Origin of the sequence: Micromonospora sp. NPDC020750 (assembly GCF_044334565.1) — a bacterium.
Taxonomy (GTDB): domain Bacteria; phylum Actinomycetota; class Actinomycetes; order Mycobacteriales; family Micromonosporaceae; genus Micromonospora.
Map to the genome: position 1 here is coordinate 1 of NZ_JBIRTH010000010.1, position 14,007 is coordinate 14,007.

The 14,007-nt window shown below is 71.1% G+C and carries 14 protein-coding genes; 4 read left to right on the forward strand and 10 right to left on the reverse strand.

Annotated features, from left to right (window positions below; all coding sequences use genetic code 11):
- The 7 genes from ACH4T9_RS26570 to ACH4T9_RS26600 form a co-directional block, all read right to left on the reverse strand.
- Positions 1–1,101: AMP-binding protein (locus tag ACH4T9_RS26570; protein WP_396686865.1), on the reverse strand; the 1,101-nt coding region annotated here is incomplete at its 3' end.
- Between the two features lie 7 nt (positions 1,102–1,108).
- A complete protein-coding gene (locus ACH4T9_RS26575; protein ID WP_396671814.1) occupies positions 1,109–2,146 on the reverse strand; it encodes a Gfo/Idh/MocA family oxidoreductase in 1,038 nt (345 codons plus the stop codon).
- 6 nt (positions 2,147–2,152) lie between these two features.
- Positions 2,153–2,869, reverse strand: coding sequence for an SDR family oxidoreductase (locus ACH4T9_RS26580; RefSeq protein WP_396671815.1), 717 nt, complete (start codon positions 2,867–2,869; stop codon positions 2,153–2,155).
- Positions 2,866–4,149, reverse strand: a complete 1,284-nt coding sequence (locus ACH4T9_RS26585; protein ID WP_396671816.1) for a M20 family metallopeptidase — start codon at positions 4,147–4,149, stop codon at positions 2,866–2,868. Before ACH4T9_RS26585 ends, ACH4T9_RS26580 begins: the two co-directional genes overlap by 4 nt.
- Positions 4,146–4,871, reverse strand: a complete 726-nt coding sequence (locus ACH4T9_RS26590) for a hypothetical protein (protein WP_396671817.1) — start codon at positions 4,869–4,871, stop codon at positions 4,146–4,148. The genes ACH4T9_RS26585 and ACH4T9_RS26590 overlap by 4 nt, the downstream gene beginning before the upstream one ends.
- A 1,939-nt stretch (positions 4,872–6,810) precedes the next feature.
- Entirely contained in the window at positions 6,811–7,068 is a 258-nt protein-coding gene (locus tag ACH4T9_RS26595; RefSeq protein ID WP_396671818.1) for an acyl carrier protein, read from the reverse strand.
- Between the two features lie 9 nt (positions 7,069–7,077).
- Positions 7,078–8,028 carry a hypothetical protein gene (locus ACH4T9_RS26600; RefSeq protein ID WP_396671819.1) on the reverse strand — a complete coding sequence of 317 codons (951 nt, stop codon included), beginning with the start codon at positions 8,026–8,028 and terminating at the stop codon, positions 7,078–7,080.
- A 777-nt stretch (positions 8,029–8,805) separates the two neighbouring features.
- Here ACH4T9_RS26600 and ACH4T9_RS26605 point away from each other — a divergent pair.
- The 4 genes from ACH4T9_RS26605 (at position 8,806) to ACH4T9_RS26620 (ending at position 11,469) form a co-directional block, all read left to right on the forward strand.
- Positions 8,806–9,633: a hypothetical protein gene (locus ACH4T9_RS26605; protein WP_396671820.1), complete on the forward strand. Its 828-nt coding sequence runs from the start codon at positions 8,806–8,808 to the stop codon at positions 9,631–9,633.
- Positions 9,634–9,762: 129 nt separating this feature from the next.
- The gene (locus tag ACH4T9_RS26610) at positions 9,763–10,188 is read left to right on the forward strand and encodes a CBS domain-containing protein (RefSeq protein WP_350880294.1); all 426 of its coding nucleotides are present in this window, start codon (positions 9,763–9,765) and stop codon (positions 10,186–10,188) included.
- A gap of 70 nt (positions 10,189–10,258) precedes the next feature.
- The gene (locus ACH4T9_RS26615) at positions 10,259–10,690 is read left to right on the forward strand and encodes a SufE family protein (protein WP_396671821.1); all 432 of its coding nucleotides are present in this window, start codon (positions 10,259–10,261) and stop codon (positions 10,688–10,690) included.
- Between the two features lie 143 nt (positions 10,691–10,833).
- Positions 10,834–11,469, forward strand: a complete 636-nt coding sequence (locus ACH4T9_RS26620) for a DsbA family protein (RefSeq protein ID WP_396671822.1) — start codon at positions 10,834–10,836, stop codon at positions 11,467–11,469.
- A 50-nt stretch (positions 11,470–11,519) separates the two neighbouring features.
- Here the strand turns inward: ACH4T9_RS26620 and ACH4T9_RS26625 are convergent, their stop codons facing one another.
- From ACH4T9_RS26625 to ACH4T9_RS26635, 3 genes are all read right to left on the reverse strand, one after another.
- Positions 11,520–12,068 (reverse strand): YbaK/EbsC family protein, encoded by a 549-nt coding sequence (locus ACH4T9_RS26625; protein ID WP_396672069.1) that lies wholly within the window; start codon positions 12,066–12,068, stop codon positions 11,520–11,522.
- Positions 12,069–12,168: 100 nt separating this feature from the next.
- Complete coding sequence (locus ACH4T9_RS26630) at positions 12,169–12,363, reverse strand: hypothetical protein (RefSeq protein WP_387022225.1); 195 nt, start codon at positions 12,361–12,363, stop codon at positions 12,169–12,171.
- A gap of 124 nt (positions 12,364–12,487) precedes the next feature.
- Positions 12,488–13,903, reverse strand: coding sequence for an MFS transporter (locus ACH4T9_RS26635; RefSeq protein WP_396671823.1), 1,416 nt, complete (start codon positions 13,901–13,903; stop codon positions 12,488–12,490).
- Positions 13,904–14,007 lie beyond the last annotated feature (104 nt).

Sequence of the window (14,007 nt, forward strand, 5' to 3'; positions counted from 1 at the left end):
GAAGCGTTGGGTGGTGAGGTGGTCGTCGTTGAGGTAGCCGCGGGCGAGTCCGGCGCCGCTGACGACGATCTCGCCGACGACGCCGACGGGCACCGGCTCCCGCTCCCCGTCCACCACCTTCACCTCCCACCCCGGCACGGGCAGCCCGATGGGGGTACGCCGGTCCGGGTCGTCCGCGCCGCCGAAGACGTGGAACGTGGCACAGATGGTCACCTCGGTCGGGCCGTAGCCGTTGACGATCACCGCTGCGGGGAGCAGGTCGGCGAGGCGTTGCAGGGTGCGCTGCGGAATGGGCTCGACCCCGGTCAGGATCCGGTGCACCGGCAGTGGCGCACCGTCCGCAGCCAGTTCGTCGGCGACCGGTCCCAGGCTGAACGGCGGCAGGTAGACGGTGGTGATGCCGTGCTCGCGGATCAGCCGGAGCAGCGCCTCCGGATCCCCCCCGACGCCCGTGTCGGCGATGACGACCGTGCCGCCGACGGTCAGCGGGAGGAACAACTCCCACACGGAGACGTCGAACGAGAACGGGCAGACGGACAGCGAGACGGTCCGGCCGACCGGCGGGGCCACCGTGTCGAACCCGTCGAGCAGGGCGCTCACCGACCGCTGCTCGATCGGCACGATCTTCGGCTCTCCGGAGGATCCCGAGGTGAAGAGCTGGTACGCCAGCGCATCCGCCGCCATGACCCGAGGCGGGTCGGCACGCCGGGGACCGTCCGGCGTCGGGGGTGGCAGCACGACGTCGAGGAACGGTAGCGCCGAGGCGGCGCCGACCCCGACCCGCACACCGGCCCGCCGGGCCAGTGCGGCCAGCCGGTCCGCAGGGTGCGTGGGGTCCAGCGGGACGTAGCACCCGCCCGCCGCCAGCGCGGCCAGCGCGCCGACCACGAAGCCGGCGTCCCGTACCGCCGACACACCGACCGGGGTCTCCGCCCCGACGCCGTGGTCGCGCAGGCGGGCGGCGAGGTCGAGCACGTCGGCGAGCAGCTCGCGGTAGCGGGTACGCCGGTCGCCGGCCACCACCGCGACGGCTTCCGGGTCCGCGGTGGCGGACGCGACGAACGACTCCACGAGCAGGCCCGGCCGACCATGCTGGCGCATTCTCAGGTCACACCCTTCCGTAACGGGCTTCCAGCAGGCCGTCCTCGGCGGAGTCGCCGATCCGGGTGAGGATGCCCTGCAACCGTTCCGCGGCGGCCAGGTCGACCAGGGCGTCGCTGCCGGTCCCGTGCCACCACCCGTCCAGCGAGGCCCGCACGAACTCGATCACCTTGCCCACCCCCCGGATCTCGGCCGGCAGGGACGACACGTCGGTCGAATCCCGCAGCACCGTGGTCCACCGCCCGTCCGGGGTGATCGACTTGATCTCCAGGCGGTCGCAGTCCCAGTGCGGGTTGTCGAATTCGAGCTCGATCCGGTGGGTTCCTCGGTGCTCCGACCACAGCAGGGCCGTGACCAGCCGCATCCGGGTGGGCCAGGCGTACGAGGTGTGCAGCAGCATCGGGGCGTCGCCGTGGCGGGCGATCACGTCGAGGCTGTCGAGGACGTCCGTCGCGTGCGGGCTGACGTCGCTGAGCACCCCGTTCGACCGGATGATCTCGGGGTTGTCGGCCCCGAACAGGTGACCGAGGAGATCCAGCGCGTGGATCAGTTCGGACAGGACACCCATGGTGGGGCGGGAGTCGCCGATGCGGTGCTTGCCCCAGAACGCCTCGGTACGGGTGACCGTCCAGGGTCCCTCGGCCCGCATCCATTCCCGACAGCGGGTGACCATCGGGCTGAACCGTTCCACGAGGTTCATCGAGAACTGGTGGTGGCCCAGCGCGGCGACGACGGACTGCTCGTCACGCGGGTCGGCGACCAGGGGTTTCTCGGCGAGCACCAGGACCCGGTCGAGGTGCCCGAGGGCCCGGAACACGGTGGCGTGGTCAGCCTCGTTCACGGTCACGCAGACCACGGTCGGACGCAGTTCCCGCAGGGCCGTGGCGAGGTCCGGGTACCCCGGCAGGTCGTCGGGGAGCTGGTCGGGACGGGGGTCGACGACGCCCACGACCTCCACCGGCAGGCCCTCCCGCCGGAGGTGGCGCAGCGCTGCCCGGAATCGGCGTCCGGCGTACCCATGACCGACGATCAGGACTTGTTCCACGTGAGGTCACCCCGGTTGTTCGGGCGAGCAGAAGACGAGATCCAGGAACTCGATGTGCGGCGGCGACCCGAGGACGTACGCCACGACGTCCGCGACGTCCGCCGCGGTGAGGTTCCGGTGGCCGCCGTAGATGTCCGGTTGGGGCGCGGTGCCGCCGGTACGCGAGAAGTAGTTCCGGCCGAAGTCGGTCGACTCGACGAAGCCCGGTGAGACCATCGACACCCTGGTGGACCGTCCGTCGGCCCGTAGCGACCGCCGGTACTCCTCGACGATCGTTTTCGCGCCCGCCTTGGCGACCGAGTAGGCGAGGTTGCCGGGGGTACGGGAGACCCGGTGCGCGGCCATCGAGCTGACGTGCACGAGCCGGGTCAGCTCCGGACAGGTCCGGTCGACGACCGACAGCAGGTTTAGCAGGCCGGTGACGTTGACCGTCAGGATGTCGTTCCAGATCGCCGAGTTGTCCGCGCCCAACGGGGCGTAGAAGCCCACCCCGACGCAGTTGACCACGTAGTCGAGCGGGCCCCGCCGGCACGCGTCGGTGAAGATCTGTTCGAGGCGCCCGAAGTCGCGGATGTCGGCGGGTGCCGACACGCCCGCCGATCCGGGTGGCGGCGTGACGGCCCGCCGGGAGACCAGCGTGACCTCGTCACCGCGTCCGAGAAGCCGCTGTGCCAGCTCGGCGCCGATGCCGGACGAGGCGCCGAGCACCACGCCCCGGGTCACCGGGCCACCTCCCGGTCGGCGGTGAGGAAGCCGACCAGGGTCGCGACGCCCTGCGACCACTCGGCGATGCTCAGCTGTTCGGCGCTGGAGTGGGCGTGGGCGAGCTGGCCGGCGCCGAAGACGACCGTCGGGACGGCAAGGTGGTCGTGGTAGAGCCGGGCGTCGCAGCTCACGCTCCAGGCCCGGGGCATCCGATGCCGACCGGTCGCCGCCTGGGCCTCCCGACGCAGGTCGGTCGCGACCGCCGAGTGTGGATCACCGACGTACGCGCCGTTACGGATGCCCTCGTACCGGATGTCGGTGTGCTCCCTCAGCCAGGGGTCGCCGAGACCCGCCACCAGGTCGGTGAGCATGCCCCGGACGTCGTCCAGCGAATACCTCGGGTGGAAGCCGAAGGCGCCGCCGACGGAGCAGAGCGCCGGGATCGAACCGTGCCACTCGCCACCGGCGATGCGGCCCACATTGATCTGCATCGGCCGGGCGTACCCGGCGAAGTCGGGGTCTGCCATGGCCTCGGCCATCAGCCGCGCCTCCAACCCCCGCAGGGCAGCGATGTACTCCATCGCGCCGTCGATCGCGCTCACCCCGTCGCCGCCCATGTGGCTGGCCCGGCCGCCGATCCGCACCGTGAATTCCAGACAGCCCCGGTGCCCGTGCAGGACCTCCAGGTCGGTGGGTTCCAGCACCACCACCTCGCTGACGTCCCGTCCGTGCAGGATGGTGGAGAGCGCCCCGTTGCCGCCGATCTCCTCCTCGACCACCAGGTCCAGCTCGACCGCCCGGGACAGCGGTAGCCCCAGGTCGGCGGCGCAGCGCAGCGCCGCCGCGAGCATGACGATGTTGCCCTTGGTGTCCGCGGTGCCCCGGCCCACCACCGCGTCACCGCTGACCCGGGGCTGGAAGCCGTCGGGAAAGTCGGCGGCCGGTGGTACGACGTCGACGTGCGCGCTGAACAGGACCCGGGAAAGACCGGCGTCGGCCGGGAACCGGACGTGCAGGTTGGCCCGCTCGGACGCGGACAACGTGCTGTGCTCGTTCCGGTTGGCCGCCGCGTGCCCGGCGAGGGCGGGGTGGCGCGGTTCGGCGGTCACCTCGGCGCCCAGCGCGGTGAAGTATCCGGCCAGCCAGTCGTACGCGTCGCTCTCCCGTGGCGACCGGGTGTCGATCGAGACCAGGTGCATCAGGTCCGCCACGAAGCCCGGGCGGTGCCGCGCGAGCCAGGCGTCGACCTGCGCGGCGTGCCGGGAGGGCTGGGAGGCGGCCGGTGTCGCGGCGGTCATGGCAGCTCTGCATGCCTCTCGAAGGCGTGCCACGGCAACACGTCGGTGAAGTCCGTGTCGGCCCGGGAACCGATCCACCACTCGTCGCCGAAGCGCCGGCCACTGGTCCATTCCGACCAGGCGCACTGGTAGTGGGTCCGCCAGGCGTCGTGGAGCAGGACGAAACCCGCCGGGTTGAGTAGGTCCAGAGCCTCCAGTACGCACCGGCGGCGCTTGCGGCCGTCGATGACCACCATGTCCCACTCCAGGCCGAGGCGGCGGGGCAGGGAGACGTACGCGTCGAGATCGGCGTGCCGGTCGGCCTCCCGGCCGGGGAGGAACGGCCGCAGGTCACCCGCGCCGAAGCCGACGGCCACCGTGTTGTTCGCGGCGAGCAGTGCCCGGATCGTGTCGGCGTCGTCGTGGTCCACCGCGACGGCGTCCGGGCGCTGGTTGAGCTGCGGGGCGAGGCTCTCTTGGAAGAACTGCCCGTGGTGTTCGAGGGCGAGCCACCGGTACGGCACTCCCAGCGCGGCGAGGAAGGACGTGTACCAGAGCGTGCTCCGGCCGGCGCCCCACTCGACCACCCGCAGGGGTTCACCGGCCCGCAGCTCGGCGACCCGGTGCAGCAGTGCCTCGTAGAGGTCGGCGTCCCGGACGCTCATCCACGCCTTGGGGCTCTCCGTCTCACTCCACCACTTCTCCTTGGGAATCGGTGCCTTGTCCCCGCTGGGTGTCGTCACGACGTCTCCTCACTTGCCGGCAAGGGCGGGCGGATGGATGGACACGGGCCGACCCGGAACCGCCGGTGGCGGGGTGCGGGCGGCCCGCGGGAACGGGGCGGGGCGGTCACTTGACGGCCAGGACGCCCTCGAAGCACAGGCTCCGGAGTCGCGCGCCATCGGCGTGACGCCATTCATCGGTGCGTGCGCTCCATCGCCGGGAGCGTCGCCTTCACAGTCGCCCCACTCGGCAGGGACTCGGACCACCCGAGCGTCATCCGCACCACGGTTATGCATCTTCTCGTATTCGCCAGTCATCTTACCGAGCGCGGACACCGGGTGTCGCTCGTCCAGTTGCTAATGTTCGACCGAACTCGATCGAATCGAACACGACAATTCTTGAACCCCTAAGCATTCAGCAATTGCTCTGCGACCGAACGCAGGCTCCACCCCTGGTCTGATGGAGAGTAGGTTGCGCTACGGATGCTGTCAATCATGAACCGAGGGTCATCAACGCAGCTCAGTCTGCAACTCGGTGCCGTCGGTGATGTCTGGGTTTGATGCAAATCTTCGGCAGTGGACGCGGTCCGCGTCGGCTGTGTCCGGGCAGCGGGAGGTGGCGTGGGCCGAGTTGGCGGGTTCTTGCGGACCGCAATTCCGTCGCGCCATCTTGGGGCCCGCGCAACGCGTGTTGCTTGCTCCCGGTAGCTGTGTCGCCACTCCGTTCGCGGCAGCAGTACACCTCGTGCACCCTGGGCGGTTGCGTCAAGACTACGTGCACCGCGCATCGAGTGGGGTCGGCAAGCACGCTGGCGCTCCCGAACTGGCCGCCCGGCCAGGAACCGGCGGGAGAGGCCGGGTCGCTCGCGGATTCCACGGGAAGGTGAAGGGGCGGCTAACGTCGCCTGTCCGGCGCGCTGGCCGGTTTACCAATTTCGTTTCGAGGAATGTTGTGGCCGCAGCTGAGGTATGCAGAGCGGTGCCATTGCAATTGCCTGCGTGGCGGCACGGCTACCGGGAGCGAGCAACGGCCAGGATTTCTGACGCAGCCTCCAGGGCTGCGTGGAATCTGTCGAGCATCTCGCCATCGAGGTGGCCCGCTCCCGGGAGCTGTCACCCGGGGCGGTCGGTGCTCACAGTTATCTTCCAGTAACAGCCACTGCCGCCGCGTGCCTGTTCGACCCTGAGTCATTCAGTTTCACGCAACGTGAAGCGGAGCGATGCGGTCCCCCGTTACGGCTGTTTCTTGGACTTTCCTAAGTGACGCCGGGCGCAACCCAGGGCCCCGGCAAAGTCGCGAGGTGTCCGATCCCGCCCGAAGTTCATCCACCTTCCGGGAATCCCGTTCCGCATCTCAAGATGGCCGGAGATCATGGAAGGAATTGGCCCCTCCGGGGGCCATTCTTTACCAAGATCTCCCGCGTGGTCAGTCGTGCCGTCGGAAATGGCGCTCCTGGTAGTGGTGCGCCGTACCGGGGGCCGGGGCCTCGGTTCCGCCGAACCTCAGCTGTTCCACATTTCGCCCAAATGCCCGGGAGGCCGCAGCTACGCCGCCCCGTGCGCCGGGCAAGTCGGGCAGCGACCTGACAAATGCCCCCACCCGGTCGGGGACCTGCCCTTCGGCCCCCTGCGGAGCTGCCCCGTCCACGCTCCCACTTCCACCGACAGCACAGACGGGGCAGCTCCATAGGGACCAACGCAGGGCAGACCGACCCGGCAGGGGCCGATGATGCCGGCAGCGCGCGCGTCCCCGGGCGCCTACCAAGCCGGAGACCCCTCACGACTTCGCCGGGCCCTGGGGGGTACAACCACGCGGGTGGCCGTCTTCGGTGGCTCGACCACCAACCGCTACCGGTACGACTACATCGAGCGCAACCTGACCGGCTGGTTGGGACCGGGTCGGAACCGACCAGCCGGGCCGTGCCCGCCTGGTCGGCTGTACCGGCTCGGCTTGGTCGACTCAGCCAGGCTGGGCCGGCTGCTCGGTCCAGCCTGGCGCCGCCGCGACCGCGGGAGCCAACTCCGTCGGAGTAGGGAAGTCAAGGATGTCGAGCAGGTCGACGTCCTTGGCCAGTTCCGTCCGGATGAGAGCCCGGATGCGGACCGCCGTCAGCGAGGTGCCGCCGAACTCGACGAAATCGCTCTCCGCGTCGAGCGCGTCGTTCTTGAGCGCGGCCCGCCAGATGGTGACGAGTTGCGCGGTGACGTCGATTGACATGAACTTCCCCTACTCGGTGCCCGCTGCGCCGAGCGGCACAGCGACGCTGGTCAACCGCAACAACTCGGCGCCCCGCCCGAGCTTCGCCTCAAGGCTGCCCCGGCCGAGGACCAGCCGCTGGGCGCCGGCCCCGATCGCGAGCCGCAGCGGTTCGTAGGCGATCAGGTTGAAGTACGCGAAGGCCCCGGCGGTCCGCTCGTAGTCGCAGCCCCAGCACCGGAGACGCCACACCCCGTCCTGCCGCCAGATGACCGTGAACGCGACCGGCTCTTTCGCGTCCGGGTCATCGTCGCCGAACACCGCCAGGCAGGTCGTCTGGTCGCCCAGCGAATCCGCGATGCCGGCCAGGTAGTTCGCGTACTGGTCGACGGTGCCCGCCACGTGGTACTTCTGCTCCACGTTCCGCAGCAGAGGCGCTAGCTCCTGGTGGCGCGCCGACAGCTCGACCTCGATGATCCGCAGGCCCGCCGACCGGAACCGGCGTTGCTCCTTGCGGATCATCTCCCGCCGGCTCCGCGACTGTGCCGCCAGATATCCCGCAAAGGAGTCGAAGGTCACCGGGATGAATGCTTCGAGGCTCTCCACCAGTACCGGGTCGTCCACCGCGACCAACGGCGACACCGCCGCCAACAACTCGTCGTCCAGCAGCGGGAAGCACGCGAAGTCGAGCTGGTGGGACCGTTCCGTCACCAGGTCCCAGCCCGCCTTCAGCAGGGCCGCGCGGACCGGCCCCGGCTCCGTCCCGGGACGCACCGCCACCATCGCCGGTGCCCTGCCGAGCGACCCGAGATAGCACCCAGTCCGCCAGCCCTGCGTCGCCGTCGACCCGTCGAGCACCAACCGGGGATGGGGCGCCGCAGAGTACGGCCGCGCCACCGGATAGACCGGGAGGACACCGACCGGGCCCGCCCCGGCGTCGCGGGCGACGACGAAACGCCCCGACTGGCCGGCGTCCGCCAAGGCCCGCTCCGCCCGGATCAATTCCCGCCGGTCGCTTTCCCCGAGGAGTTCCGGCGCATCGTTACTCAGGGTTGCAAACAAATCCGCGACGGTATCTACCGTGTGGCATTCATAGGGTGGCATTGCGGGCGATCTTAGGGTCCGGCATTGCTACTGTCAATGGAGCCGACGCGGGCCTCCCGTAGGTAACCGGTCCGGTGCGTTCGGTTATTGCCGGTGCGGACCAAAGCCGTTCCGGGCGCGGCCGGGAATAGCACCGGGCGTCTCATCCGACTGCTCAGCCCCCGAATTCCAGGCTGCCGTCGGTGCGCCCCGGGGACCACCCGGTTGATCGATACGGCGGCCGGCACCAGCCGGCCGAAGCCGACGAAGGCATCCAACGAGAGCTGCACCAACACCTCGGGCCAGGCCCCCCGGCGGGTGGCACGGACGGCCTGCCAGCCGTGCGTCAGCGGGGGGAAATCGACAACCGCCTGGAGCTAAGACGCGAAAAAAGAAAGGGGAACGTGCACGCCGCAGAATGCCATGATCGGCAGGTACCCGAGATCCAGCACGATCACCTGAAGAGTCCACCTGGAGTCGGAACGCCACGGCGCTGACCGCCCGACACTCGCCATACGGACACCCGGCAACCCTTGATGCATCACCGATATAGAAGTATCCCCGGGTGCCGGGAGGGCTCTGCTACTATCGGCGTGATCTGTAGCATGGGATGTAACTCAGCGCAATTACTTGCGATACCGAAACCGCTGAGCCCAGGTCGGAAGGGCGGAACTGGTGGACATCCCGGGTTGGCACACGCTCAAGGTCGGTACCGGTGGCGAGGTCTTACTCGTGGTCGACTTCAGTGCCGAAGCATCCCGTGCAGTTGCTGGCTTTGACGACTTTGTCCCGCTTCTCCCGGACCGCTACACCGTTCGGGCACCGAGCCGGGCTGCCTGGGCCGGCGACACCGACAGCCCGGTCGAGCCCGACGCCCAGTTCGCGGCTTGGCTCGCGACGGCCGACGACTTCGGACCGGAGGTGGTGGCCGTACTCGGGTACTGCGCGGGATGTCGGCTCGCCGCCGCACTCGCCGGCCGGATCGCGACCTCGACCCCACCAGCGTTGATCTTCTTCGATCCGCTGCCGGTGGTGCCGCAGACGTTGTCCTACGAGTTCGTGAAGGCCGTCACGCCGCTCGCGCCCGGCCTGGGACAGGACGTCGTCGACGGGGCCGCCGAACGGGCCCGGTCGCAGGCCGAGAGCGCCACCAGTCTCGACGAACTCGCCCGGTGGCTCAGCACCTCGTACGCCGACCTGGCGAGCCGTGGCTGCGCCGAACTCGGCATCGAGACGGAGTTCGCCGAACAGTTGATCGGTCGGCTGGCGGAGTACCTCCGGTACCTGACCATCGCGGCGGCCACGCCGTCGACACCGGGTCCCGCGCCGGCCCTCGTGCTCCAGTCGCGCGAGCCGGTACCGGCCGCGCTGCGCGAGTACGCCGACGCCCGGCGGCTCGACGTGCCACGGGCCGAACTGCTCGGCAGCCGGGACGCCGCCGACCTGGTGACGCAGGCGTTGATCGGTCGGGAGCTGACCGCCCCTGGGCCCGTGGAACCCTGACCCCGAGAACCAGTGGTGGCCCGGGCCGCTGCGGGTCGAGACTCTGGGCACCCGGCGCGACAAGGTGTAACGATCGCCAAACTGGGTACCGGTCTCCGAATCGGCACAGGTGCGCATTCGGAGGCTTTCATGACCGGTTACCGGGTCAGCGACGTAATGACGAAGCAGGTGGTCTACCTGTCCGCGGAGACCACCCTGGACGAGGCGGCCAGGGTGATGCAGGAGGCGGACATCGGGGACGTGGTGGTCACCGACGGGGCCAGCCTCGCCGGCATGCTGACCGACCGCGACATCGTGGTCCGGGCGGTGGCCGAGCGCAGCGATCCGGCCAGCACCACCATCGGCTCGATCGTCACCCGGGAGGTGGTGATGATCGAGCAGCACGCGACCGCCGGGGAGGCGGCCTCGCTGATGCGCGAGCGCGGCGTCCGCCGCATCCTCGTCTGCGACAACGAGCGCAAGCTCGTCGGCATCGTCTCCCTCGGCGACCTCGCCATGCAGCTCGACCCCAACTCCGCCCTCAGCGACATCAGCGAGCAGGCCCCGACCCGTTGACGGGGGTGGTCCCTGCCCGACGCCTCGAGCGGCGGAGGGGCCACCTCTGCGACATCGGTAACCTGACTGGATGCCCGAGATGCCGACCAAGCTGGCCGAGATCGTTGACGAGTTCGCCTCCGCACCCCGCGACGTCGTGCTGGAGATGCTGCTGGAGTACGCCGACGTCATCCCGCCGCTGCCCGAGGAACTGGCCGGCCGGGAGGGCATGGAGCAGGTCCCCGAGTGCCAGACGGCGTTCTTCCTGCGCGCCGAGGTCGCGCCGGACGGCACGGTGACCACCTGGTTCGACTGCCCGCCGGAGGCGCCGACCACCCGCGCCTTCGCGGGCATCCTCGCCGAGGGTTTGGCCGGGCTGAGCGCCGAAAAGGTGCTCGCCGTGCCGGACGACCTCTACCAGCGGATGGGGCTGGCCCAGGTGATCAGCCCGCTGCGGGTCCGGGGCGGCACGGCGATCCTGGCCCGACTCAAGCGCCAGGTCCGGGAGCAGACCGCCGCCTGACGCCGCGAACCCGACCGATCCGGTGTGGGCGGACCGGTACGGAGCGGGTCGGCTCCGTCGGGAGACGATGCCGGTACGACCCGTCCGCCCGTTTCGCGTCACGTCCGGGAACAGTCGCGCCGGTTGGCGGGTTGTCCCCGGACATGGAGATCGAAATCTACGCCGACGTGGCCTGCCCCTGGTGCTACATCGGCAAGCGCCGGCTGGAGCAGGCCCTGGAGTCGTACGACGGTGAGGTGACGGTCCGGTACCGGCCGTTCCAGCTCGACCCGTCGCCGGTGCCGACCCCGCAGCCTCTCGTGTCGGGACTGGCCGCGAAGTTCGGCAGCCGGGAACGCGTCGAGCAGATGTTCACCCACGTGACCGGTGTCGCGGCGGACGCGGGGTTACGGCTCGACTTCGACCGGGCGGTCGCCGCCAACACCTTCGACGCCCACCGGCTCGTTTGGTACGCCTCCCGGCAGGGCCTTGCCGCCGAGACCGTGGACGCCCTGTACCGGGCCCACTTCACCGACGGCGTGGACGTCGGGTCGCGCGCGGCGCTGGCCCGGCTCGCCGGCGGGGCGGGGCTCGACGAGGCCGAGGTGCGGGCCTTCCTCGACTCAGGGGAGGGGTCGTCGGAGGTCACCGCCGAGCTGGCCGCCGCGCGGGAACTGGGCGTGACCAGCGTCCCGACGTTCGTGCTGGCCGGGAAGTACGCGGTCACGGGGGCGCAGGAGCCGCAGACCCTGCTGGCAGCCCTGGCCGAGGTGGAGCAGCGCGAGTCGAGCGCCCACTGACATCGAAGATCACAATGTTTCACGTGCAACAACATCGACAGAGTTGAAACTCACGCCGGCTTGGCCAGGCCCTCCACCACCCGCGCGCCGGGCAACGCGCCGAGGGCCGGCCCCGGCAGTGCGATCTTGCTTTGCCGCACACCCGAGCCGATGATGACGTGCGGGGCGGCGACGACCCGGGCGTCGACCAGGATCGGCCAGTCCTCGGGCAGCCCGATCGGGGTGATCCCGCCGTACTCCATCCCGGTCGCCTCGACCGCGTCGGCCATCGGGGCGAAGCTCGCCTTGCGCACGTCGAGCATCCGGCGGGCCGTCCCGTTGACGTCCACGCGCGTCGTGGCGAGCACGACGCAGGCGGCGTACCGCACCTCGCCCCCGCGCCGGCCCGCGATCACCACGCAGTTCGCCGACACGTCCAGCCCCACCTCGTACGCGGCACAGAACGCGGCGGTGTCGGCGAGGCCCGCGTCGATCGGCGCTACCAGCAAGTCGCCGACGTCCACCGGGGCGTCGGCGGACCACTGCCCGATCGCGGCGGCCACCGGGGCCGCCAGCAGGTCGAGTCGGGTCCGGGCAGGCTCGGTCTTCAGCGTTCCCATCACGGGTGGATCCTCGCACCCCGTCCCCCGTGCTCGCGGAGGCCCGTCGCGACCCGACCCACTGGACCCGTTTCCGCCCTGGTCGGGACGGACGGGCCCGTCAGCCGTTGGCGATGAACGGGTTGTCCCGGACGAACGTCCGGTCCCCGGCGGCGGCGATTTCCTCGGCGCGGAGCAGGCCGGGCCGGCGGGCCTCCAGGTCCTCGAAGGCGTGCCGGACGGCGATCCGGATCACCCCGTAGAGGAACACGAATCCGCAGACGTAAAGGGTCACGGTGGTGACGAGAACCAGCATGGGGCAACCGTAGGCAGCCGGCGAACGAGTGGAGTTCTCATCTCCGGCCGGTTCCCCCGTCCGTGTCGGCCAGGTGGCCGACCCAGCTACGGGTGCCCGTCCGGGTCACGGTGGAGCGGCTCCGTCATCCGGCCGGCCGGGCCCGGGCCGGAACCACCCGTCCGGCGAGGAGGACGCCCAACGCGGCCAGGGCTGCGGCCAGCACGAGAACGGCGGTGTAGCTGCCCGGGCCCGGCGCCGACCCGACCGCGAGCACCGCGCCGGTCAGCGCCAGCACCGACGCCGCGAACAGCGAGTCGCCCAGTTGCAGGGAGGAACTGTTGCGCCCCTGCTCGCCGGGGGCCGACAGCTCCAGGGTGAGCACCGACAGCGACGGGTACAGGAGCCCCATTCCGAGCCCGGCGACGGCCCAGCCGAGCACTCCGACCGGCAGCGGCACCGCCGGCCACACCGCGAGCGCCACCGTGGCCGTCCCGACGGCGATACAGACCAGCCCGGCGCGTACGAGGACGGCCGGCGAACCGGGCACGGGCAGCCGCGCCCGGCCCCCGCTCCCCCGGGCGCTGCCCGGCGCCGGCAGCCGGCCCTGCAACCAGGACCCGGCCGACCAGGAGAGCGCCCCGACGGTGAGCAGCAGGCCCGCCTCGGTCGGCGACAGCCCGCGCTCCCGGGAGAGCATCAGCGGGATCACCATCTCCGCGCTGGCGAACGCGGCGGAGGCCAGACCGCGCAACCCGACCACCGTCGGCAGGCCCCGGCCGGCCCGCAGGAAGCCGGCCGGCAGCAGGCGTGGGGCGCAGCACAGCAGGCCGGCGAGCGCCGCCACCACCAGGCCGACCGCCGACGCGCCGCGCTGCTGCCCCCCGTAGTGCAGCAGCGCGGCGCTCACCCCCGCCCCGCAGGCCCAACCGACCCGGGCCGCCACGCCCGCAGCCAGCCGGACGGCGGGCGAGGCGACGGCCCGCAGGCCCGGCTCAATGAGCAGCACAGCCGGCACCGCCACCGCCGGCACCGCCAGGAAGACCCAGCGCCAGCCGAGGTGCTCGACGATCAGCCCGGCCAGCGCCGGCCCGACCAGCGACGGTACGACCCAGGCCGCCGCGAACGCGGCGAAGATCCGCCGGTGCAGCGCCTCCGGGTACGCCCGCCCCACCACCACGTACAACGCCACCGAGAGCAGGCCGGAGCCGAAGCCCTGCACCAACCGACCCGCCACCAGCACGCCCATGGTCGACGCGGTACCGGCGAGCAGGAGCCCGGCGACGAACCAGCCCACCCCGTGCCACACAGGTGCACGGGGACCCCGGGCGTCGCACCAGATGCCGGAGACCACCATGGCCACCACGCCGGAGGCGAAGGGACCGCCGAACGCCAACCCGTACCAGGACAGCCCGTCGAGGTTGCGGGCGACTGTGGGCATCGCGGTGCCGACGGCGAGCGCCTCGAACGCGACCAGCGAGACCAGGGCCACCACGCCCACCGTCATGGCCCGCAGGCGCGGGGCGAACAGGCGCTCCGGCGCGACCTGGCATGCGACCACGGGGGTCACCGGCGACCGGCCGGACCGGACAGCCGGCCCGGGGCCCGCCGTGACGCGTCCCGACGACGACGCCCGCCCACCGGCAGCCCTCGGCCCGCCTGCGG